Here is a 21,277-nt window from a genome sequence, read left to right as displayed (position 1 = left end):
TTTAACATGTGTTATCGGGTACGTACTGACTGGTCGTGTTCTTTAAACGTTGCATACGAAGGAGGTGCAGTAATGAGCTCTTGGAAGGTATCTACCGATAATTGTCCAATGGTTGAACGCTCTAATGTTTGGCAACAAGCGATGCATAAAGTGTTTATGCCGCCCTGTCAATTTCAAACGGGTAACACGAAGTTTCGAGGCAACATTAATACCATTGATACCCCTTTAGGTATTGAGTTCTCCATTCTATCTGGTTCTCCTATGGAGATATCCGGGAAATGTTCAGAACAACCATTCTCGTTTTGGTTGGCACTGTTGTTAGAAGGTGACTTTTCACTAAAGTACAAGGGTGCCCAGTACCCTGCCCAAGTCAATTCCATCATCTATGCGCCAACGGGCTTAGACATGACCCTGTCAGTGCACTCTGATTTTAAAATTTTATACATGAAAGTACCGGAAAACCTAATTCACAAACGCTTGTTGAATCTGAATTTACTGAATGTAGGCTACTTGCCTTGTGAATCTGGGATAAACAGAGTCTTTGCCACTATGCTTTCCTCATTGTGTGACAACATGGACGAATTAGACAGTACTGACTTACGGCCAATTGAAATCGCTCTTTCTGAGTTTTTAATTAGCAATCTTATTCACCAAAGTGGCGTTTTGGATTTTGGCAGTACCGCGAAAATTGATCAGTTCAAGCGGGTATGTAATATGATAGATGCAAATTTGGCAGATCCAGAGTTATCACTCAACATGGTGGCGGTACAAAACCATGTATCGCAACGTTATATTCAGAAGTTGTTTGAATCTAGCGGCACCAGTTTTGTGAATTATGTAAGAGCTAGGCGCCTAGAACGATGCCGTTTTGAACTAGGACATCCTGAGTATCGTCATTTATCTGTGTCGGATATCTGCTTTAGATGGGGGTTCAACGATGCGGGTCATTTTAGCAGAGTGTTTAGAAGCGAGTTTGATATTACACCACGCGAATACCGACGTAAGCATAGTGAAAACGCAATAGCGAGTTAATCACAATGCGCCAAGCAAGCTACTTAAGGAAAAGGGCTTGCTTGACTACTTTATTTTTACTAAAGGTCTAACACTAATCGCTTTGAAATGGCACCTGAACAACATACCATCATAGTATCGTTACGAGCTTTTTCGCTTTCGCTTAACACATCATCTCGATGGTCAGGTGTGCCCTCTAATACTTTAACTTCACAGCTTCCGCAGACCCCTTCAGCGCACGCATATGTCACATTCATTTTTTCTGCTTTCAACGCGTCTAAAATAGTTTGTTCTTCCTTAATGTAGATTTCTTTGCCTGTTCGCGCCAACACTATAGTATAGCCACCTTTGGCCACGTCAAGGTCGCCAGAAAAGCGTTCGCTGTGGCAGTGATTTGAAGGATAATCTTCACTACAAGCGTCGAAGTCATCCAATAATTTTAACGGGCCACAACAGTAAAAATGGCTGCCTTTAGGTGCATCGGCCATAATCTTTGACACTTGCATACGTTGAGACACTGGTTGACTAAAGTACACATTGACTTGTCCATACCTGGCTTGCTTCGCAAGTGTGCTAATGGTGTGAAATAATGGTGCGAGGTCTGCGCTTTTTGCAGCATAGTGCAACGACCAAGTACGTTGTTGCGCCTCTAATTGCAAAGCCATAGATAACAGGGGGGTGATGCCAATCCCACCGCCAATTAATACTGAGTGATCTTCAGACTGTAGCAATTCGAAGTGATTGCGGGGGCCTCCGATGTTGAGAGTGTCACCTTCTTTTATGACTTCGTGCAATGCTCGAGAGCCGCCACGACTACAAGGGTCTAGTGCTACTCCAATAATATATCGGTGGGTCTCACCGGGAGTATTACATAATGAATACTGCCGAGTGATAGTGGGGCTGATGTGAACATCAATATGCGCGCCAGCTTCCACGGGAGGTAAATAAGTTCCCGCTGGAGGTCGTAATTCAATGAGGCGAGTACTTGCTCCTTCGTAGCGAATACTATGTACCGAGAGCGTAAACGTTATTTTTTCCATAATTGCACCAACCTGAATTACTGACCCTTGCGTTTCATTTTTTCCCACTGCGCGCGATAGCGGGGGACTAACCAGGTATTAAACTGACGTTGTGCGCCTTCCTGCCATGAATAGCGGCCGCGAGGTGCGTAGCGCGAGCGGAGCCCTTTTTGTACCAGCTCATCTACATGAATATCCTGTGCGTTGATATCAAGTGCCCGCTCTACCACCATTTCCATTTTTTTGTCGAAGTCTGGATCATCCATGGCACCTTTGGCGAACAGTACACCCAAGTCAAGCTGGTGACTTTCAGGTCCATCAGCGCGAAGAATCAAGTAAATTACGGCGTCACAGGTAAGTACGAGGGACAAGCTAGGCGGCAAGTTCGCGAACGCCATTCGGTTACGTTCTTCTTCGTTTAATTTTGGAAATATCGGCATGAGCGCTTTTTGTGTTGGATTAAAGCTCGCATCTTTGTGCAATGTGCCATTGGTACGGTAAAAACCAGCCGTCTCCTTTGGTAGCGACTCGGGAAATTTGGCTAATTCTGACGGAATGTAATCGTGATACTCACCTTGGTGCAAACGGTTGGCGTGATAGCCATCATTATTGTTTTCAAACATCACTTTCCAGCTAAAGGAATATTGAATATCACGGTCTGGGGCCGGCCCTTCTGCATCGGCAATTTCGTAATTAGCCAATATAGGTTCCAATGCGGTTAATCGAGGTGCTAACGGCTCGGCACTGTTGTTAAAGTTAATAAAGATAAATCCATGCCATATTTCTAATTTAAAGTTGGGCAGCCCCGTTGTTTCTTTATGGAAATTACAGGTTTTTTCCATTGCTGGTGCGTTTATCAAGTCACCTTTTAAGTTGTACACCCAATGGTGATAGGGGCAAGTGAAGGTTCTGGTGTTTCCTGCACCTTCAGCGACTAACATGGCGCGATGCTGGCAAACTGAAGACATCGCACGAATAGTACCGTCGCGATCGTGTACTACGACAATAGGCTCATTGACTACAGATGTAGTATAAAAGTCTCCCGGGTTAGGAACCCAATCTTCACGGCCTACACATAGCCATTCATGATCAAACAACGCGCGTTTTTCAAAATCGAAGAATGTGGCATCGGTATAACATAACGGCGGAAGCGTATTAGCGTGTTCTATTTCTTGTATTGAGCTCTCTAAACTATCAAAAAATTCATCATTTAAAAAAAACGGGCTCATAGTGGCTCCTGCACAAAGTTTGGGGTGACACAAAGACTGTAAAACTCAGGCTTTATGTGAACTTGGATAAAAACGATGAGATTGATGCTACGGGATTTGTCTTATGGAAGATTGTGCATTTACGTACAATTACTGGATTACCAACGTATAAATGCGTACCCCAGCTGAATCTATCCATATAAGTCAACGGTGTTGCAAGCCAAATCTATTCGAGTGACTCAGGCGTATTGTTTACAGTGCATTGATGACCGCTTTTTAATAGTGAGACACCGCATGAGCATTTAAAAATGCTACCTTTCATCGCACGGTAAATGGTGATTAACGCATTTTGATACCCATCAAATTCCTACTCCGGGCGAAAATTACCTCTTAGCTTTATTATCATAATTTTAACAATGCACATTCTTCGTGCTATCACAGAATATTGAAGTGTCCGCGATAGCTATCGTTTTTGTTAGTGTTGATGGGGGGTAGAGGGCGCGGAAAGTAATATCGCAGCGGCTAGGCGAAGTGTTAAATAATTTGTGCTTTTTCTAAACCCTCCTTCTAACTTTGTATTGCAATGTCGTTCAACGCCTCACAGCCACTTGGTTGTGTTTGCCGTTTTTTACCATTACCCTGCCTCGGCTTGTCTTACTCTTCTTGAGACAACAAGATATTGCTTTAGCGCGTTTTCATTTGAGGCTAATACTTTTTATGGCAACCCCATTGTCCACTTTTACCAGTGGATTATATGCATCAGTCAAACACACCTTTACCTACACCAGTGGTTTAGGCGCTGTGTTGTGCCTGGCGAATGCGGCCTTGTTGCTAAATGTGGTATTAGTGATTAGCGGCACCATGGCAGATTCTGCGGAATTTGTGAGTGCGTTAAACGAAAGCCTTGTTATAGAGCCTTTTGTTATAGCGTTTGCCAATCATACGCTTTCTCAATTCATGGTACCTACCATTGCCCTGGTGCTAAGTGGCCTACTGGTTAAAGCCATTGCCATAGCTAAAGCGCCAATTGCCAAAAAACGTCGCTCTTTATCTTACCCTTGCCCTACATTTCCTCAGCCTTTTGTTCAAAAGCTAGGTAGTCGAGCCCCTCCGGTTTTTAACTAACCGTCTTCAATTTATACATCTGAAACCTGAATGCCGAACTTCCCTTTGTGTGAGTAGGCAGGGTGGTGATGTTTTTTCTGATGTTTTAAACCAGCTGTACCTTGCGTAAAGCGCGTGCATGCAGCTATCGCCGTTAAACGTGTGGGTTATAGGAAACCATTTTGTCTATTCGTAACCTTTTTAAATTACTTGTCACTATTTGCGTGCTAACACTGGCTGGCTGCAGTGGTGGTATTCTCGATCCGAAAGGGCAAGTGGGGGTGGATGAAAAGAACCTTATTATTCTTTGCACCATTCTCATGCTGCTTGTTGTTATTCCTGTCATTGTTCTAACGCTCTATTTTGCGTGGAAATACCGCGCCAGTCGTGACTTTGAAATATACACCCCAAAGTGGGCGCACTCGACCAAAATTGAAGCCGTGGTATGGTCGGTGCCCATTCTCATTATTATTGCTTTAGGGGTCATAACCTGGCGTTCGACGCACGCCCTCGATCCCTACGCTCCGTTAGAAGGAAAAGGTGAGCATCTTACCGTTGAAGTGGTATCACTTAACTGGAAATGGTTATTTATTTATCCGGAGCAAGGCATCGCGACGGTAAATGAGTTGGTGTTTCCTGCCAATAAACCGGTGGAATTTAAAATTACATCGGAAGGCACCATGAATTCATTTTTTATCCCGCAATTGGGAAGCCAAATTTATTCTATGGCAGGTATGGAAACCAAGCTTCACCTTATTGCCAACGAGCCAGGTACATTTAAGGGAATATCGTCTAACTACAGTGGTGCTGGTTTTACGGGAATGAAATTTAACGCTATTGCTACGCCCACTGACGCTGATTTTGACGCTTGGGTAAGCAAAGTTAAGTCACAGCAACAAACCTTAAGTCAAGCGTCTTACAAGGTATTGGCGCAGCCCTCAGAGTATCACCCTGTTACCTATTACGGCGACGTGGAAGATGGCTTATTTCACCATATCGTCATGAAGTATATGGCAGACCACGGTTCTATGGACTTTTACGCAAAGCCAGATCACGCCGCTGAAGGCATGCATGAGACAGCGGTAATGGACAATGGTCATCATAAAGAGGTTACACACTAATTATGTCTTTTTTAGGTAAATTATCGATAGAGTCTGTGCCCTATCACGAACCCATTATTATGGTGACCCTCGCAGTGGTTGCTGTATTGGGATTAGTGATAGCGTCACTTATTACTAAGCATAAACAATGGGGGACTTTGTGGTTTGATTGGATAACCTCCGTCGATCATAAGCGCTTAGGTATTATGTATATTGTACTGGCGATGATAATGCTTCTGCGTGGCTTTGCTGATGCCATTATGATGCGAACCCAATTAGCCATGGCCACTAATGGCGCGCCAGGGTATCTGCCTCCAGAGCATTACGACCAAATTTTCACGGCTCACGGCGTGATCATGATTATTTTTATGGCAATGCCATTCATGATTGGCTTAATGAATATCATTTTGCCGCTTCAAATTGGTGCCCGTGATGTGGCCTTCCCGTTTTTGAATAACTTGAGCTTCTGGCTGACTGCTGGCGGCGCAATTTTGGTGAATGTCTCGTTAGGTTTAGGTGAATTTGCTAAAACGGGTTGGGTGGCCTATCCGCCGTTAGCGGGGTTAGAGTTTAGTCCCGGGGTGGGGGTCGATTATTATATATGGGCCTTGCAGATATCCGGGCTCGGCACGCTACTTACTGCCGTTAACTTTCTAGTCACTGTATTTAAGATGCGTGCGCCGGGCATGAAATTGATGCAAATGCCTATTTTTACATGGACTTGCACGTGGGCGAACATTTTGATTGCTGCGTCTTTCCCAATTTTAACTGCCGTGTTGGCCATGTTAACCCTTGACCGTTATATGGATTTCCACTTCTTTACCAATGAAGCGGGTGGAAACTCCATGATGTACATCAACTTATTTTGGGCGTGGGGACACCCGGAAGTGTATATTCTGGTGTTGCCAGCGTTTGGTATTTTCTCGGAAGTCATTTCAACCTTTACTGCAAAACGTCTCTTCGGCTACAAGTCGATGGTGTACGCATCTGGTGCTATTGCCATTTTAGGGTTCGTAGTTTGGCTGCACCACTTCTTTACGATGGGCTCTAGCGCCAACGTCAATGCCTTTTTTGGCATTATGACCATGGTGATTGCTGTGCCGACTGGGGTGAAGCTTTTTAATTGGTTATTTACCATGTACCGAGGCCGTTTAGTCCTTAGCGTTCCTGTTTTATGGACTTTAGGGTTCATGGTGACCTTTACCATTGGCGGTATGACTGGCGTATTGCTTGCCATTCCTGGTGCCGACTATGTGCTTCACAATAGTCTATTTTTGATTGCGCACTTTCATAACACAATTATCGGCGGCGCTGTATTTGGCTACCTCGCAGGTTTCGCGTTTTGGTTCCCTAAAGCCATGGGCTTTAAGCTAGATGAAAAAACCGGTAAGGCAGCGTTTTGGTGTTGGCAAATTGGTTTCCTTTTGGCGTTCATGCCCCTTTATGTGCTTGGCTTTTTGGGTATGACACGCCGTCTTAACCATACCGATAATCCAGATTGGAATATCTGGTTATATATCGCCATGGTGGGGGCGTTCGTTATTGCAATCGGTATCTTTTTCCAGTTGCTTCAGTTGTTCGTCAGCTTTAAAAATAAAGATAAGCTAAACGATACCACTGGCGACCCATGGAATGGGCATACCCTGGAATGGTCAACAGCCTCCCCGCCGCAATTTTACAATTTTGCGCACATTCCTCATATCCAGGACATTGATGCATGGACAGACATGAAAGAGCGGGGGGAGTCTTACCAACGGCCACAGCAGTATTCACCTATTCATATGCCTAAAAACACGTCAGCAGGAGTGTTTATGAGCATGAGCTTTACCGTGATGGGGTTTGCGTTAATTTGGCATATTTGGTGGTTAGCCATAGTAGGGCTAATGGCTGGAATTGGTGTGTTTATTAAGCGTTGCTACACCCGCGATGTGGACTACTACGTTCAGGTAGATGAGATAGAGCGTATTGAACAAACGCATTTGGGCGCAAATACCACAGGAGCAAATGCATGAATACAGTAACAGCCACCATGCACACCGACGATCACGCACACCACGGGCATCATGAAAACAACACGGTATTTGGTTTCTGGTTGTATTTAATGACCGATTGCTTGTTGTTTGCCTCGTTCTTTGCCACCTACGCGGTATTGTTTATGAATACCGCTGGCGGCGTGTCAGGGAAAGACATATTCGAACTCAATTTTGTGGCGGTAGAAACCGCTGCTCTGTTAGTAAGTAGCATCACGTTTGGCTTCGCAATGATTGGTGCTCACAAACAAAACAGGGGGGCTGCGTTAGCCTGGTTAGCCGTAACATGGCTATTAGGTGCAAGCTTCATAGGCATGGAAGTCTATGAGTTTCATCATCTCATTACCCATGGGCACGGGCCACAGCAAAGTGCTTTTTTGACGGCCTTTTTCTCCCTAGTAGGGCTACACGGTTTGCACGTTACCGCCGGTCTTATTTGGATGACGGTGATGTTCATTGAAGTTAGCCGCCGGGGCTTACCCGAGCATACGGTAACGCGGTTAAGTTGCCTTAGTTTATTTTGGCACTTCCTCGATATTGTTTGGATTTGTGTATTTACCGTGGTTTATTTAATGGGGGCAATGTAATGGCGTTACACGATTCACATAGCAAAGCGCATCAAGATGCGCCAGCGCAGGCATCGCATGAAGACCACGGTAGCGTTAAATCCTACGTGGTGGGGTTTATCCTTTCAGTGGTTCTAACGGTTATCCCGTTTGTGTTGGTCATGAAGGGCGACTTTTCAAAGGTGACCACGCTTTGGAGCGTGATTATCTTAGGGTTAATTCAAATTTGGGTTCACCTGAAATACTTCCTTCATCTTAATTTTGTCACTGACGAAGGGAGAGCCAATACTTTTTCGTTTTTATTCAGTGCGCTTATCATTTTTATGGTCGTTGGCTTATCTATTTGGATAATTTATGAGTCTAACGCCATGATGATGTACTAATGAACGCTTAAGTTAGAAGGCAAACAGTCAATGAATGCGACATTCAAACGCTACCTTACCGTAACGAAACCGGGCATTATTTTCGGGAATCTAGTTTCTGTTGCTGGGGGATTCTTACTTGCAGCGAAAGGTCATGTGGAGCCAATGCTAATGATAGCCACTTTGGTGGGCCTATCGCTGGTGGTAGCGTCTGGGTGCGCCATCAATAACTGTATCGACAGTGATATCGACAGGAAAATGCAGCGAACCCAAACTCGGGTTACGGTTACGGGAGAAATGTCCCTTGTCGCTGCGTTTTTCCATGGCCTGTTTTTAGGTGTACTCGGCTTTGCCATCCTTGTCATTTACACCAATATGACCGCCGTGTTTTTTGCTGCCTTCGGGTACATCATTTACGTGGGGTTATATAGCCTCTACATGAAGCGGAACTCGGTATACGGTACCTTGGTGGGAAGCCTTTCCGGCGCGGTACCACCTGTGGTGGGGTATTGTGCTGTAAGCGGCCAGTTCGACACTGCCGCGGCAATCTTGCTGGTTATGTTTAGCCTCTGGCAAATGCCGCATTCCTATGCCATTGCTATCTTCCGTTTTAAAGATTATGAAGCGGCAAATATACCTGTATTGCCGGTGGCTAAAGGGGTGGCCAAAGCAAAACAACACATAGTGCTTTATATTGCAGTATTTGCCCTTGTCGTTTTATTGCTGCCATTAAGTGGTTATACGGGCATAGGCTTTATGGCTGTGGCGTGTACCACCAGTTTGTGGTGGTTGTTCATGGCACTTCGGGGATACCGCCGCGACATCAATATTGAAGGCTGGGCGCGACAAGTGTTTGGGTTTTCAATTTTAAACATAATCGCGCTGTCTATTGCAATGTCTGTGGATTATCACGAACCAATCAAGCACGATTTTTGTTTTCAATCGCTTCAATTTGCTTGTAAAGCGTTTCTGACTCTGCAGTCAGCATAGAATAGGTTTTTATGTCGCCATTTCGCTGAGCATGCATGGCGCGTTCAAGCAACTTGTCGTATTGTCGGCGTAATTTTTTAGTTGGGTTAGATTTAAATAAACTAAACACAGGCCATTCTCAGTGGTGGGGTGACGGATATTTAACGTAAATTCAAGCCTAAGCGATCATCTATTACAGGGTTTTAATTAAAGCCCTGTGCTTTTTATCCTCAAGTTGTTGTACCTCAGTGGTTTATGTTTATCAGGTAAGCCGTTTTTCGCAGTAACCGGTTAAGTGCGAAGCTAGGTCTAACTTGTAGGTTCGAGTGATTATTCCTATTTGAATATTTTTAACAGAAGTCTTAGCACGCATAGCCGCTTAGTGAGAATGTAGTTGGTCTACTATTTATTTATGTTGCTAGGAGAATGGGCACATGTTCAAGGTATCGTGTTTGGGGTTATTCATGGGGACGTCGTTATTTGCTTTTGCTCAAAACCCGTTGCCATTAGGTGAAGGGCTAAGAACTGCAGACCCGTCCGCTCACGTATGGGAAGACGGCCGTCTCTATTTATATACTTCACACGATATGGAATGCCAAGAAGACTTCTGGATGCAAGATTGGTATACCTTTTCTTCTACCGATCTAGTGAACTGGACGAATCATGGCCCAAGTTTATCGTTAGACGAAATTGCGTGGGCAGACAACTATGCTTGGGCGCCAGATGCCGCGTATAAAAATGGAATGTATTATTTAGTATTTCCCGCAGGTACAGGCCACAAAGATAGAAAAAACCCTGAAAAAAGCACTAAATGGATGGGGATTGGCGTGGCAGAAAGTGACTCCCCCACAGGGCCTTTTAAAGACATGATTGGTGCGCCTTTGTGGCGCGAACCCTATGCTAATGACCCCAGTCTATTTATCGACGATGATGGCAAAGCGTACTTATATGTTCACGCGCAAGGCGCTGATTATCATGTGGTAGAAATGGCTGACGACATGCGAAGTATTAAAGGTAAGTTGGAAAAGATGGATATGGGGGGATATACCCCCAAAATGGAGGGGCCTTGGGTATTTAAACGGGAAGACTTATATTACTTTACTATGCCTGAAAATAATCGCGAACTTAGCTATTACACCAGCCCGTCACCCAAAGGCCCTTGGACCTACCACGGGGTGATAATGGAACAAGAGGCGAACAGCAACAATCATCATTCTATTGTAAATTATCAGGGGCAATGGATACTGTTTTACCACCGTTGGTTAGACATTGACTCTACCTGTGGTCGACAAAGGCACGTTGCTGCTGAATACCTCTATTTTAATGAAGATGGCACCATACAGCCCATTCGCCGAACTCAAAAAGGCATAGCAAAATTTGCGAGTCAGGGGAATCAAAAACAATAACTAAACCCAGTTATGAAGGCTTTCGTGGAGTAGGTTATAATGGCGCAATAGTGATTTTTTTAAGGTTCTTATATGGCCACGGCATCCGCACTTCACATATTGGTGAAAACAGAAAAAGAAGCGTTATCCATTTTGCAACAACTTAAAAAGGGTAAAGACTTTGCTACGTTAGCAAAACGCCATTCTACCTGCCCTTCAGGCAAACGGGGGGGCGATTTAGGGGAATTTCGTCGGGGCCAAATGGTAAAAGCGTTTGACGATGTGGTGTTTAAAAAAGACGTGTTAAAGGTGCACGGGCCAGTTAAGACCCGTTTTGGTTATCATTTGATAAAGACGCTATATCGAAACGGCTAGCCCCTTTAGGGCACCCAGCGTTCGCCGCAAATTCCGTTTTTCGTGTACTGGTTGAACGGGCTTTTGTAGGGGTGGATAGCCTCAGAGAGGGCGTTTTTATGATCAACAGAAATAAAGGCATCTGTGTCTGGTTTTCCCTTACTATCCAGCAAATAGTAATTTGATACATAGCCAGCCACGAACATTTTATCCTCCATTCCTACATCCACAAGTTGCACCTTGGTCACGGCTTTAAAGCGTGCGTTTTGGTTGTCTAATGATAAAATCTTGCGGAAGTAATAGCCCTTTTCTTTTTGGTGCTGTGAAAAGCCGCTTAGTATGTCGATGAGCTCGGTTAATCCAATGGCCTCTCGCTGAAGCATAAAGTTGTGGGTAACGCCTGTGCCCTGTTCGCTAGCGTGCCCAGCGTTATATGCCTGCTCGGTCTCCAGTTCGGCTAAATAGCTTTTGCCTTCGTCAGTGTATTGGTTCAGTGCTTCTGTATTCATATGAACGTAGTAATCACTGATGCCGGCAGGGGATACCTCAAACAGCCAGAGATCTGGGGTAACGGCGGCGCGCGCTTTCGGTTCTTGAGGGCCTTTGGGAACACATTTTTCAGAAATATAATAGTAATATTGCCCAGCATCAATGGCGTACGCATTTTGCAAACACAGTAGGGTAAAAACACCAATGAGTGCTTTGGTTCTACCTAGCATATTACGCAAAATTTTCATATTAACCCCACCAAGATAACCACAAAACGGCTAGTGTACGGGCATCTTTATCACAATGCGAGTGTGCTGGGTTTTCTTGTTACGCATAGGCCTTAGTTAATACCGCTAAGCTCGGCAACAAAAAAGCCCCTAAGCTTTTCACTTAAGGGCTTGTCATCTTACAGGGTTTATAAACTTGGAATAGACTCAGGATCTTGCTTGATTTTACCCACTCCAGCATGGTTGATGACAATCGCTTTGGTTTTATCGGCATCATCTAATTGATACTCATAGGGCACTTCGTAACTGGATGTTGGCGTAGCCTCTGGCCCCGCAACCACGTCGCCGTCAGCCGGCGTTGTCCAGGTTACACCCTCACCAAACACGTTTCCTGATGTATTCCAGTAGCCAACCACATCGGAATAAAAAGACACGATGGGGTTCTGAGTATTTTCAAACACATTATTGTTAATGCGTAACTCAGCGCCTTGTCGTGAATTGATGGCGGTAGAGGTAATGTTGCTATAGTAATTATTATACAAATGACCTACACCGTAGCGAAACAGTGGCAATCGGGATTCGATGTTTTCAAACCGGTTATGGTGGAAGGTAATCATGCGATCAGTATTGGCACTGTCAGTATCTGTTTCCGTATGTCCGTGCAGCGAACCTTTCCAATGGTCGTGCAGGTAGTTATAGGAAATAGTGATACTTTTTGCGCCTCTTTTACTGTCAATTAAACCATCGTAATAGTCTTTGTCTACATTGAGGGTACTGTACAGTTCATTGTGATCAATCCAAATATGGCTGGTGGTTGAGCCATCATTATCACCTTCAATGGCAATGGCGTCTTTTCCTTCTGTTAATACGTGGTGAATTTTCAGGTTGCGAATAATGATGTTGTTGGCACGTTTTATCAGTATGCCTATGCCGTCCAATTCTCCACGGCTGGCCACACCAATAATAGAAACATCGTTCATGTCTCTAATTTCAATTGGCGCCCCCGAGCTGCCATTGTTGGCGTCGGTAATGGTGCCATCGACGTATATGGTCACCGGGGTATTCGCTGCTTTTGCGTCGTCTAATGCCGCTTGCAATGCAAGCCCCGTATTCACGGTGACTACAGTGCCGCCCGCGCCGCCCGTCAGGCTGTAATTATGTTGGGCGAAACCTTGCGACACCGAAACATCGGGTACAGTCACAACCGGATCACTAGGTACGCTCGGCTGCCAGCCAGTATCATTGTCATAATGGGCGAAAATAGCCTCTCGGGTGGTGAGTGAACTGACGTCGCTTTCAGTGAGCAAATAAGCAGACTCCCGTGTAGAAAGGTTTAGCGCGTTTCCTTGTAAATCCATACTGCCATATTCTCGCCATCCCGCATTCGCCGTTGCCGTAACCGGGTTGGGGGCGGGTTGATCACGCACGCCCTCACCCGCCCAACCGATATCCGCAATGTGAGTATCAAATCGGTTATTGATAAGGGTAATGTTATCAAAGTAGTTTTCACTGCCGCCACTTCGGGCAATGTAAGTAGAATTATCCAACACACCATTACCAAGTGGGCCGGGGCCGTTGGTGAAACGACTGTTTAGAAAAATGAATCCCTTGTGGTCAATGTCTGGCACGCGGGCCTGTAACACGTAGCCGCCAGCGGTATCTTCATCTGGGTTGCCATTTTTAGAATCACCAATGGTACGAATTTCACTGTTTTCAAAAAGCGCGGTATTCACATAACCCCAAATGAAATCCACGTTGCCAGCAACAAGGGTCTCATAAAACCAGCTATAACCTTTTAGTTGCAATGTATCTTGTTCGCTGATGAAGTTCATGTTCACCGCACTTAAACGTCCATCATCATTGTTGAAATAAAGGGCTTCAGCTTGATTGGAGTAGGCGTTGCTACGTGTGTGTGTATTTTTCAGGGTGAAGTTATGAAGTGTTAAATTATCTGCGCCCTCCACAAGAAACACGCTTCGTCCCCCTTCAGCTACCGTGGCGCCCACGGGCGAAGACTTTCCACTGCCACTGTTTAGGCTGTCGTAGTTGGCGTAATAAACAAGGGTGTTGTCTCTGCTTTCCCCTTCAATGGTGACGTTATTTTGATTGCGTAAAAAGAGAAGCTCTTCGTATTCACCATCACGTAGGGTAATGGTTGCAGGCTGATCCTTAGGAAGGTTTTCCATGACATAGTTTAATGCGCCTTGTAATGAACGAAAATCTGCTTCGCCATCATCATCCACTAAAAGGCGGGTGCCTGTAGGAGCGGCTTCCCGCGTTGTGAAGGTCCAATTTGCCGTTTTACCCAAACCGTTAAAAAGTTGGCTATTTAGTGAAGCGTCAGTGACCAAACCGTCGCTAATGGCCACATAATAGCTTTCGCCATATTCCAATACATTATTGTGAGGTTTAACAATAAGCTGATTACCTTCCACCTTGATAGGAAGGTAATTTACATGACGCAGTTTGTCTTGCCCATGATACCCAAGAGCGTCTATGTCACCACCCATTGAAATGACGTCTACAATGCTATCATCACTTTGTTTGTAAATACGCACTTCGCCGGAGGTGCCAAGGGTCGGGGCATCGTCAAACGTAAGTGTGAGGAGCCCGTCGAGGTACGCATTTTGTTGGCCTGCAAAGGGCGTGGTGAGGGGAAACAAGTCACCATACGTGGCACTTGGCATAGTAAAACCTTCTTGCACGGTCACGCTTAGCACTTTGAATAATGCAGGGTCTTCGCCAGAAGTGAAGGTGACTTGTGCGTTACCCTCCGCGTTTGCGGTTAGCACAACCAGCGAGCCATCCTGCTCTACGCTAACCACACTTTCATCACTGCTTATGACTGAAAATTCGTCTTCAGTAATACCATCACTTTTTACCGCAGTGACGTGAACATAGAGAGGGTCCTCACTGGTCGTGGTTTCCCATGCATTGGTGGCGTAGTCCAGCGTAAGCTGTACAGGCCTTTCACTTGGGTCTCCCACCTTTAAATCATCTAATTCAAATGAGCGATTGTTAGTGAATAGCCCGATTAAGCCTTTCGCGCTGTAACTGGAATCGGTGGTTGAGCCTAGATTTTCTCCATTGAGATAAACCGTTAGTTCATCGCCAACCATGTCTATACGCACTCGATACCAAGTGCCGTCAACACCGTCTTTTTCACCTATTTCTATGGGCGATTTTTTTTGTAGAGGTCGGCTAATACTGCCCGCTTTGCTCACTGCTATTTCAACTTGGGTACTGGTGCTAGCATTTTGCACGTTCAAGCCGCCTGCAAACCAATTGCCTACACTGTCATATCGACCAAGTAGAAAAATTTGCTTGTTTCTGGTGGTACTATTTTGGCGTGGACGAATTCGTGCTTCCACAAAATAATCTCCACTTTCAGGCAAGTCGGTGAGTACACTGTCTTTAACTAAGAGAATCTCCCCACCTTCACCTCCTGCGGTATATCGCATTACATTATTGCCATCATCATCCAGTATATCGAAGCTACCTTGCGCACCGTTACTGCCACTTTCATTGGCTAATAGGTCGAAGTTATCGAATGAACCCGAAGAAAAGTCATCACAAAAATAAAGCGTGGGGGCAGAGTCGCAGCTAAACGCTTGGCTTGAGGATCCATCATCCAAGTAGGTGATCACGAGATTATCAATGGTGACTACGCCACCACTTTCGGTACGCAATTGTAAAAATGATGACGTAGTGGCCACAAAACCTTCAATAGATAATCGCTGACCGGCAGTGAGTGAGGTAATAGGTTCACTGAAGAACTTGGCGTCGCCGCCATGGATTGACTTGCTGCTACTGCTGGTGTTGTTGTCTGCATAGATGATGAAGTTATTATCACCTTCGGTATCTTCAACATTAATAATGTCCATACTAATCATGTACGGGCGGCTTAAATCTAATATACCTGTGGTCGCAGTGTCGTCTGCGCTTGTCTCTACATCAGGCGTGGTGTTACCCAGCGTAAAGCGCGCACTATCTATGGTGAGGGAGCCGTCGCTCATGGTAAGGCCAGAGCTTCCGCCAGTGATACTATAAAACGGTGTTTGAGCACCGCCATCTGTGGCTTTGTAACTTGGCGAGAAGAAGCTATCAACGTCGGTTTCAAAGGTTTCTTCAAGCAACACATTAGCTGCAATATACTCAATGCGAATATTGTCGATAACCACTCTCGAACCGCTTTCAGTTCTAAACTGTAAATACGAGTTCTGACTAGCGATTGGCCCTTCCACGGTGACAGTGGTGCCAGCAACTAAACTAGTGACAAGCTCATTGTAAAAACGAGAGCTTCCACCTAGGTAAGAATTGGCGCTGCCAGAGGTGTTATTGTCCACATAGATTTGGAACTTGTTATCGCCTTCAGTATCTTCTGCAGCCACTACGTCAAAGATGACGTGGTACGGTCGACTCAAATCGAGGGCGCCGTTCACTGATGTATCATCTGCGGAGCTTTGAGTATCGGGTGTAGTATTGCCTAGTGTGAAACGACCACCGTCTAGCTCAATACCATTGCTAACCTGGGTTACCTGCCCCCCTGTTTTCGTTAACATTGGTACGCTAACACCGTCAGCGGTTTCGATGGCAGCAAAATTGGTGGAAAAGATATCCTCGCTAATGCCAGCAAACGAATAACTTAGAGGCAGTGGGGTAGTAGGAATGATCACCGGTTCTTCAGGTTCGGTGGGTTCAGGCTCCGTTGGTGCAGTGGGTACGTCAACCGCATCTGCAACGGTCTCAATTTTAAGATTATCTAGGGTAATTGAGCCACTTGAGTCGGTTCGAAGCTGGAAGAAACTGTTAGTAACAGTGTTATCTAGAATCTTTGCATCGGATGCTGCAGGGTCGCCGCCATTCACATCATCGCCTGGTTCATACGTGTATGAATAGCGAGTACCGGCTTCAAGCTCTCCGTCGCTAAGAGAAATACTGACAAATTTTGACGCGGCGCCATGAATAGAATTGTCTTGACCTGTGGTGTTGTTGTCAACATACAAGCTAAAGCTACCAGCACTGCCAACTGCGACAATATCGAAGCTAATCGTAAAGCCTTCGCTTAGGTTGTAAATACCTTGACCAACGGTATCTGTACCTGAGGTATTGGCCCCTGGATTTGCAGCCGCATTACCAATAGAAAAGCGATCGCCTTCTAGTGTTAACTGGCCTGTTGAGGCATCCACAAGCGGGCTACCGCCGGTAACATAATAGAGCGCTCCTGCATCGGGCGCATCGCTAAGTCGCTTGTATGAGGATGAGAAAAAGGTATCGGTATCGGTATCAAAGTTCTCTTCTAAAGCGGCTTGAATCGCATTGGCAGCTTCTTCAAGTCTTATTGATTCTGCGTCAGCTTGTGCTTGGGTAAAGGCAAACACAGCTGCTTGTGGGTCGTCATTTGATAAACAGCTTTCAACGTAGGTAGCAATCGGGGTGGCGTCATCAGCACTGATTAAACACAGGCTATAGACATCATTTACGGTATTGTAGGCACGTGAAATGAGGTAATGGGTTTCTTCTTGTGCATGTAAAACCAGTACTTTTCTGCCAAAAGCGAATTCGTAGTTTCCGCTGAGCGTTTCATCCCCGGTCACTAACGTAAAGTCACCCGCTAAGTTATTTTCATCGACTGGAGTAAACGTAAATGTCCGCTGCGTCACTTGCCTATTTTCTATGAAGGGTGCATACACGTCGCCGGTAAATTTAGTGACATCGAAGGTATTAGGAAAGAGTGTACCTAGCTCGGTCTCAAGGTAACTGACGAAATGCGACAGTGCCGTTGACTTGTCTATTAGTGTGTTGCTTGCCCCGCCTGCAGCGGGTAACCAAACTTCAACATCGGAGGCAAAATCTGCATCCGATTGATTGAAAAAGTCAATGAGGGTTTCGCCCTCTTCTAAGGTGACAGTTGCCACATTTGCAGCATCAGCGCTAAGCGTAATGCCGTTTGTTGGGTCGCCATCTGTGTCTAGCGACTGTAGCAATCTAATAGTGTTCACCACAGATTGGTTAAAGGCATTGTCAGTAGCAAATAAATCTAGCGGAGATATAACACTTGATGCTGGGGTCTCAGGAAAGACTAAGTCCCCAATATAGAATGAGAGTTGCTCGCCTCGAAAGTACGAGAATTCACCATTTTCATCGGTTTGGCCGGCTTCAACGGACGCAGAATTATAGCTAAGCCCACTGACTGGGCTATCCACAAAAACACCTGTAAGCGCAGGATCTGGCGGCAGCTTTACGTTAGTCGTACTTTTCTCTCCGCAGCCAGCAATAACTAAAACACTACCTATAAGGGCAGCAACATAAGTGAGTTTCATTGACTCAACCTCCATGAAATGCCACGCGTACCCTATTAATCAGTTCGCGTTGGCATTGAAATTTTCAATGTCTGAGCCAATGGCTCAGAACGAACTAATTAATAGAATTTAACGTTCACACCTAACTGGTAACTTCTGCCATATTCTTCTTTTTGATAAAGAATATTGCCGCCGCTTAAGGCATTACCTTGGAAGTAACGTAAGTCTGCTTCTTCAGTTAAATTGATGGCGTCAAAATACACCTGAACCTTGTCGGTGACGTCGTACTGAAGTTTAAAGTCGAGGCTTTTCACATCGGCTTGGTACTGATCACCCCACACTTTGCAACCTTTAGGGTCGTTTATGTCAGCGGTGACTGGGCAAGAGCCAATTTGTTCCAAAACATCAGAGCGGATGTTGCCGATAAGACGTGCTGAGAAGGTCTGGCTCTCCCAGCCGAACACCAGATTAAACGTGGTGTCAGCCTGATCGGGCAGCGCCACTTTGCCCTGTCGAATTGACTCATCAAGCACGGCCTCACTATTGAGAAGTGTTGCGTTGCTCTGCAGAAAGAAGCCATTGTCGAAATATTGGTTATAGCTAAGCTCAACGCCATATACCTTGGCGCTTTCACCATTAACCGTCACATTGATTTCGTTTAGATAGAGATCTTGTGGAATAACAAACTCTGTGACTTGGTTCACCGGTAGGGTAAGGGGTAAATCAGCGATAGACATCCCGATACCATTTACATCAACAATGAAATTCTCAATATCTTTATAAAAGACCGCAGCCTCTAAAAAGAGGTTTTCGCTAGGATACCAACCTACCGAGGCATCGTAGTTTACCGATGTCATCGCAAGCAAGTTGGGGTTACCAACATCTAACGCATTGTCTGAACCTAATACGTACTGACTGAGTTGTTGTAACGATGCGCCACCTTGGCTGTCGTCACAATCATCTGTACCCGGTGGGCAAAGTTCAATGTCGCTATCAAAAATGGCATAGGCACGGGCTTGTTTGAAGGAGGGGCGAGTGAAGCTGGTCCAAATTGCACCGCGTACTAGAATGTCCTCAGAAGGCTCCCACTTAATATGTGCACTTGGAAAGAATTCGCTGTATTTAATCGCTGCCTCTGGCAAAGGAATCGCAATATCCAACGCACCGGCGCCAGCGCCATTAAATTCAAAGTCGTCATTTTCCAGTGACATAAACCCAGTGGATGAGAACTCAGTTTCTGTCCATCGCACACCAGTGATGAGGGTAGCATCTAAGCCAATGGGAAATTCTGCCATGGCGTATACGGCCTTAGTATCCTCTACAATGGCATAATCACCTTTTGTGCTTTCTATCGACACTTCACCATTCGTCGCTGGCACCACGGTTTGTCGTGTGGCGTCGACAATCTGATCCACGGTGGCTCGGCTTTCAAACGGTAGCTGAAAGTTGCTGTCAGAAGGAATGCTGCTGTCATAATCAGCCAAGGTTGAGTTTACGGCGGCAATGCAGGCGGCATCATCATTACAATCATTTGGGTTGGGGTCGAAGCTCCAGCGGTCTTTGTCGCGAACATGATCTCGTTCGGTTACTTCAGCGCCAACCTTGATGTAGTTAAGGTAGTCATTAAAAATATCTGTACGAAGGTTTAAGTTAACCGTTTTTATTTCATCGGTTCTTTTACCGTCTTCTAAGAATAAGTTATCAAACTGATAATTTGACAGTTCAAATCCGTTACCACTTCCGGACGTGCCAAAAATACTGTTGCTTGGGTCGTAAGTGAGGCCCGCAATCTCGGCGGCATCCTCGGCCGACATTATTTTTGCACTTATTGTATCCCGGCTTCCTTGACCATAGACGATTAAATCTCGTTCTCTAAATTGTACACGGCGATCGCCACTAGAGTCTTCTTCTGAGCGAGATTGCGCAAACTCATAGTCAAGCACAAAGCGCTCCGCAATGCGATTTTCGCCACCTAGGCTAAAGGTAGTCGTCTTGTTTTCACTTTCTTGGATAAAGTGCTGATGGAATACATCGATATCGCTTAATATGAATTCCTTGGTTTGACTGTTCACATAGACAATTTCACTGTTGCCTACCGAACCTGCATCCTGAAAATCGTAGAATTCACGCTGCGCGAGATCGTCGTCTTCAAATTGTGTGTAGGTGCCCTTAGCGTAATAGTAGCTATCCGCATTGGGCTTGTATTCTAAATTGAGCGCGGCAGCTTGGCGGGTTCGTCCCGCTACTTCCCTTCTATACTCCAATTGGGCTGGTGCTAAAATTTCGTCGCCGGCAGCAATTTCGTCATCCGTTTTACCTAAGTCTGCTTTATAAAACTTCATTTCATTTGTGCTGTGATGACGGGTTTCATCAATAAGGGTTTTTCGCTCTTCATGAGATATGGCAAATCCAATACCGAAGGTATCGTCGAGAAAGAATTGCGTGCCATCTAAACTGAATTTGGGCGAGTGAGCTCCTCGCTTTTGCGAATACGCATCTTGAGCTCTAATTTTTAGCGTATTTTTACCACGGTCAAAAGCCGAAATGGCTTTTACATTGACGGTGCCGCCAATGGAGTTAAGGTTTTGATCTGGCGTCAGTGTTTTCAGTACTTCAATGGTGCCCAATAAATCTGCTGGTAGCGCATCTAAGCCAACTTTACGCTCCTCACCTGCGCCAGACATTTGCGCACCGTTCATGTTTACAGAGACAAAACTTGGGCCTAAACCCCTCACAGTGACGAACTTTCCTTCGCCTTCAGACCGTTGAAGTGTTACCCCAGGTAAACGACGTAACGATTCAGCCACGTTTTGATCGACAAAATTACCCAAGTCATCTGTTGAAATAACAGAACTGAAACCGTCTTTCATGCGCTCTAAATCACGGGCTTTTAAGTCGGCTTGTTTTACACCTTTAACTTCTACAATTTCTATGTCTTGTTCGTCTCCTTCTTGCGGTTGAGTGGTGTTTTCTTGTGGGGTTGTATTAGGTATAGGGTTGGCTGTTTGCGCCATCGTTGCAAATGCTGCCGATACAGACAGCGCTAATGCTGTCCATTTAAACATGTGCATGCTGAGCACTCCTTTAGTTTTATTATTAGCACAGACTATCCACACCGCAGCTGTGCCACCGGTGGCATTATGGCTCAGTC

15 protein-coding genes are annotated in these 21,277 nt (G+C 45.4%); 9 read left to right on the top strand and 6 right to left on the bottom strand.

Going from position 1 to position 21,277, the window contains the following annotated elements:
- Nucleotides 1-72 precede the first annotated feature (72 nt).
- A complete protein-coding gene (locus tag EP13_RS17925) occupies nt 73-1,032 on the top strand; it encodes a helix-turn-helix transcriptional regulator (RefSeq protein WP_052364480.1) in 960 nt (319 codons plus the stop codon).
- A 59-nt stretch (nt 1,033-1,091) separates the two neighbouring features.
- On the opposite strand, the gene EP13_RS17920 is transcribed toward EP13_RS17925, so the two are convergent.
- Together EP13_RS17920 and EP13_RS17915 are read right to left on the bottom strand one after the other, a co-directional pair.
- Entirely contained in the window at nt 1,092-2,051 is a 960-nt protein-coding gene (locus EP13_RS17920; RefSeq protein WP_044058470.1) for a PDR/VanB family oxidoreductase, read from the bottom strand.
- A 17-nt stretch (nt 2,052-2,068) separates the two neighbouring features.
- Complete coding sequence (locus EP13_RS17915) at nt 2,069-3,259, bottom strand: aromatic ring-hydroxylating oxygenase subunit alpha (RefSeq protein ID WP_044058469.1); 1,191 nt, start codon at nt 3,257-3,259, stop codon at nt 2,069-2,071.
- Nucleotides 3,260-3,955: 696 nt separating this feature from the next.
- Between EP13_RS17915 and EP13_RS17910 the strand changes: the two genes are divergently transcribed.
- From EP13_RS17910 to cyoE, 6 genes are all read left to right on the top strand, one after another.
- Complete coding sequence (locus EP13_RS17910) at nt 3,956-4,363, top strand: hypothetical protein (protein WP_044058468.1); 408 nt, start codon at nt 3,956-3,958, stop codon at nt 4,361-4,363.
- Between the two features lie 161 nt (nt 4,364-4,524).
- The gene (gene cyoA, locus EP13_RS17905; protein ID WP_044058467.1) at nt 4,525-5,463 is read left to right on the top strand and encodes a ubiquinol oxidase subunit II; all 939 of its coding nucleotides are present in this window, start codon (nt 4,525-4,527) and stop codon (nt 5,461-5,463) included.
- 2 nt (nt 5,464-5,465) lie between these two features.
- Nucleotides 5,466-7,454 carry a cytochrome o ubiquinol oxidase subunit I gene (gene cyoB, locus EP13_RS17900; protein WP_044058466.1) on the top strand — a complete coding sequence of 663 codons (1,989 nt, stop codon included), beginning with the start codon at nt 5,466-5,468 and terminating at the stop codon, nt 7,452-7,454.
- Nucleotides 7,451-8,059 (top strand): cytochrome o ubiquinol oxidase subunit III, encoded by a 609-nt coding sequence (cyoC, locus tag EP13_RS17895; protein ID WP_044058465.1) that lies wholly within the window; start codon nt 7,451-7,453, stop codon nt 8,057-8,059. The genes cyoB and cyoC overlap by 4 nt, the downstream gene beginning before the upstream one ends.
- Nucleotides 8,059-8,421, top strand: coding sequence for a cytochrome o ubiquinol oxidase subunit IV (cyoD, locus tag EP13_RS17890; RefSeq protein ID WP_044058464.1), 363 nt, complete (start codon nt 8,059-8,061; stop codon nt 8,419-8,421). Before cyoC ends, cyoD begins: the two co-directional genes overlap by 1 nt.
- Nucleotides 8,422-8,451: 30 nt before the next feature.
- The gene (gene cyoE, locus EP13_RS17885; RefSeq protein WP_081869536.1) at nt 8,452-9,390 is read left to right on the top strand and encodes a heme o synthase; all 939 of its coding nucleotides are present in this window, start codon (nt 8,452-8,454) and stop codon (nt 9,388-9,390) included.
- On the opposite strand, the gene EP13_RS19175 is transcribed toward cyoE, so the two are convergent.
- Nucleotides 9,320-9,499, bottom strand: a complete 180-nt coding sequence (locus EP13_RS19175; protein ID WP_081869535.1) for a DUF6435 family protein — start codon at nt 9,497-9,499, stop codon at nt 9,320-9,322. The two genes, cyoE and EP13_RS19175, sit on opposite strands and share 71 nt — an antisense overlap.
- A gap of 304 nt (nt 9,500-9,803) precedes the next feature.
- Here EP13_RS19175 and EP13_RS17880 point away from each other — a divergent pair, with 304 nt between their 5' ends.
- Together EP13_RS17880 and ppiC are read left to right on the top strand one after the other, a co-directional pair.
- A complete protein-coding gene (locus EP13_RS17880; protein WP_044058463.1) occupies nt 9,804-10,775 on the top strand; it encodes a family 43 glycosylhydrolase in 972 nt (323 codons plus the stop codon).
- A gap of 72 nt (nt 10,776-10,847) precedes the next feature.
- A complete protein-coding gene (gene ppiC / locus EP13_RS17875; protein WP_044058462.1) occupies nt 10,848-11,129 on the top strand; it encodes a peptidylprolyl isomerase PpiC in 282 nt (93 codons plus the stop codon).
- Nucleotides 11,130-11,134: 5 nt separating this feature from the next.
- Here the strand turns inward: ppiC and EP13_RS17870 are convergent, their stop codons facing one another.
- The 3 genes from EP13_RS17870 to EP13_RS17860 all read right to left on the bottom strand — a co-directional run bounded on the left by EP13_RS17870 (nt 11,135) and on the right by EP13_RS17860 (nt 21,197).
- Nucleotides 11,135-11,845 (bottom strand): hypothetical protein, encoded by a 711-nt coding sequence (locus EP13_RS17870; RefSeq protein WP_044058461.1) that lies wholly within the window; start codon nt 11,843-11,845, stop codon nt 11,135-11,137.
- Between the two features lie 167 nt (nt 11,846-12,012).
- Nucleotides 12,013-18,147: a pectinesterase family protein gene (locus EP13_RS17865; RefSeq protein ID WP_044058460.1), complete on the bottom strand. Its 6,135-nt coding sequence runs from the start codon at nt 18,145-18,147 to the stop codon at nt 12,013-12,015.
- A gap of 98 nt (nt 18,148-18,245) precedes the next feature.
- Entirely contained in the window at nt 18,246-21,197 is a 2,952-nt protein-coding gene (locus EP13_RS17860) for a TonB-dependent receptor (protein WP_044058459.1), read from the bottom strand.
- Nucleotides 21,198-21,277 lie beyond the last annotated feature (80 nt).

Origin of the sequence: Alteromonas australica (assembly GCF_000730385.1) — a bacterium.
In the GTDB taxonomy this organism is placed as follows: domain Bacteria; phylum Pseudomonadota; class Gammaproteobacteria; order Enterobacterales; family Alteromonadaceae; genus Alteromonas; species Alteromonas australica.
The sequence above is the reverse complement of the archived record's forward strand: the minus strand, read 5'-3'. Positions and strand labels throughout refer to the sequence as shown.

Coding starts and splice junctions, on each gene's coding strand:
- EP13_RS17925 (WP_052364480.1), top strand. CDS start 73: ATGAGCTCTTGGAAGGTATCTACCGATAATTGTCCAATGGTTGAACGC.
- EP13_RS17920 (WP_044058470.1), bottom strand. CDS start 2,051: ATGGAAAAAATAACGTTTACGCTCTCGGTACATAGTATTCGCTACGAA.
- EP13_RS17915 (WP_044058469.1), bottom strand. CDS start 3,259: ATGAGCCCGTTTTTTTTAAATGATGAATTTTTTGATAGTTTAGAGAGC.
- EP13_RS17910 (WP_044058468.1), top strand. CDS start 3,956: ATGGCAACCCCATTGTCCACTTTTACCAGTGGATTATATGCATCAGTC.
- cyoB (WP_044058466.1), top strand. CDS start 5,466: ATGTCTTTTTTAGGTAAATTATCGATAGAGTCTGTGCCCTATCACGAA.
- cyoC (WP_044058465.1), top strand. CDS start 7,451: ATGAATACAGTAACAGCCACCATGCACACCGACGATCACGCACACCAC.
- cyoD (WP_044058464.1), top strand. CDS start 8,059: ATGGCGTTACACGATTCACATAGCAAAGCGCATCAAGATGCGCCAGCG.
- cyoE (WP_081869536.1), top strand. CDS start 8,452: ATGAATGCGACATTCAAACGCTACCTTACCGTAACGAAACCGGGCATT.
- EP13_RS17880 (WP_044058463.1), top strand. CDS start 9,804: ATGTTCAAGGTATCGTGTTTGGGGTTATTCATGGGGACGTCGTTATTT.
- ppiC (WP_044058462.1), top strand. CDS start 10,848: ATGGCCACGGCATCCGCACTTCACATATTGGTGAAAACAGAAAAAGAA.
- EP13_RS17870 (WP_044058461.1), bottom strand. CDS start 11,845: ATGAAAATTTTGCGTAATATGCTAGGTAGAACCAAAGCACTCATTGGT.
- EP13_RS17865 (WP_044058460.1), bottom strand. CDS start 18,147: ATGAAACTCACTTATGTTGCTGCCCTTATAGGTAGTGTTTTAGTTATT.
- EP13_RS17860 (WP_044058459.1), bottom strand. CDS start 21,197: ATGCACATGTTTAAATGGACAGCATTAGCGCTGTCTGTATCGGCAGCA.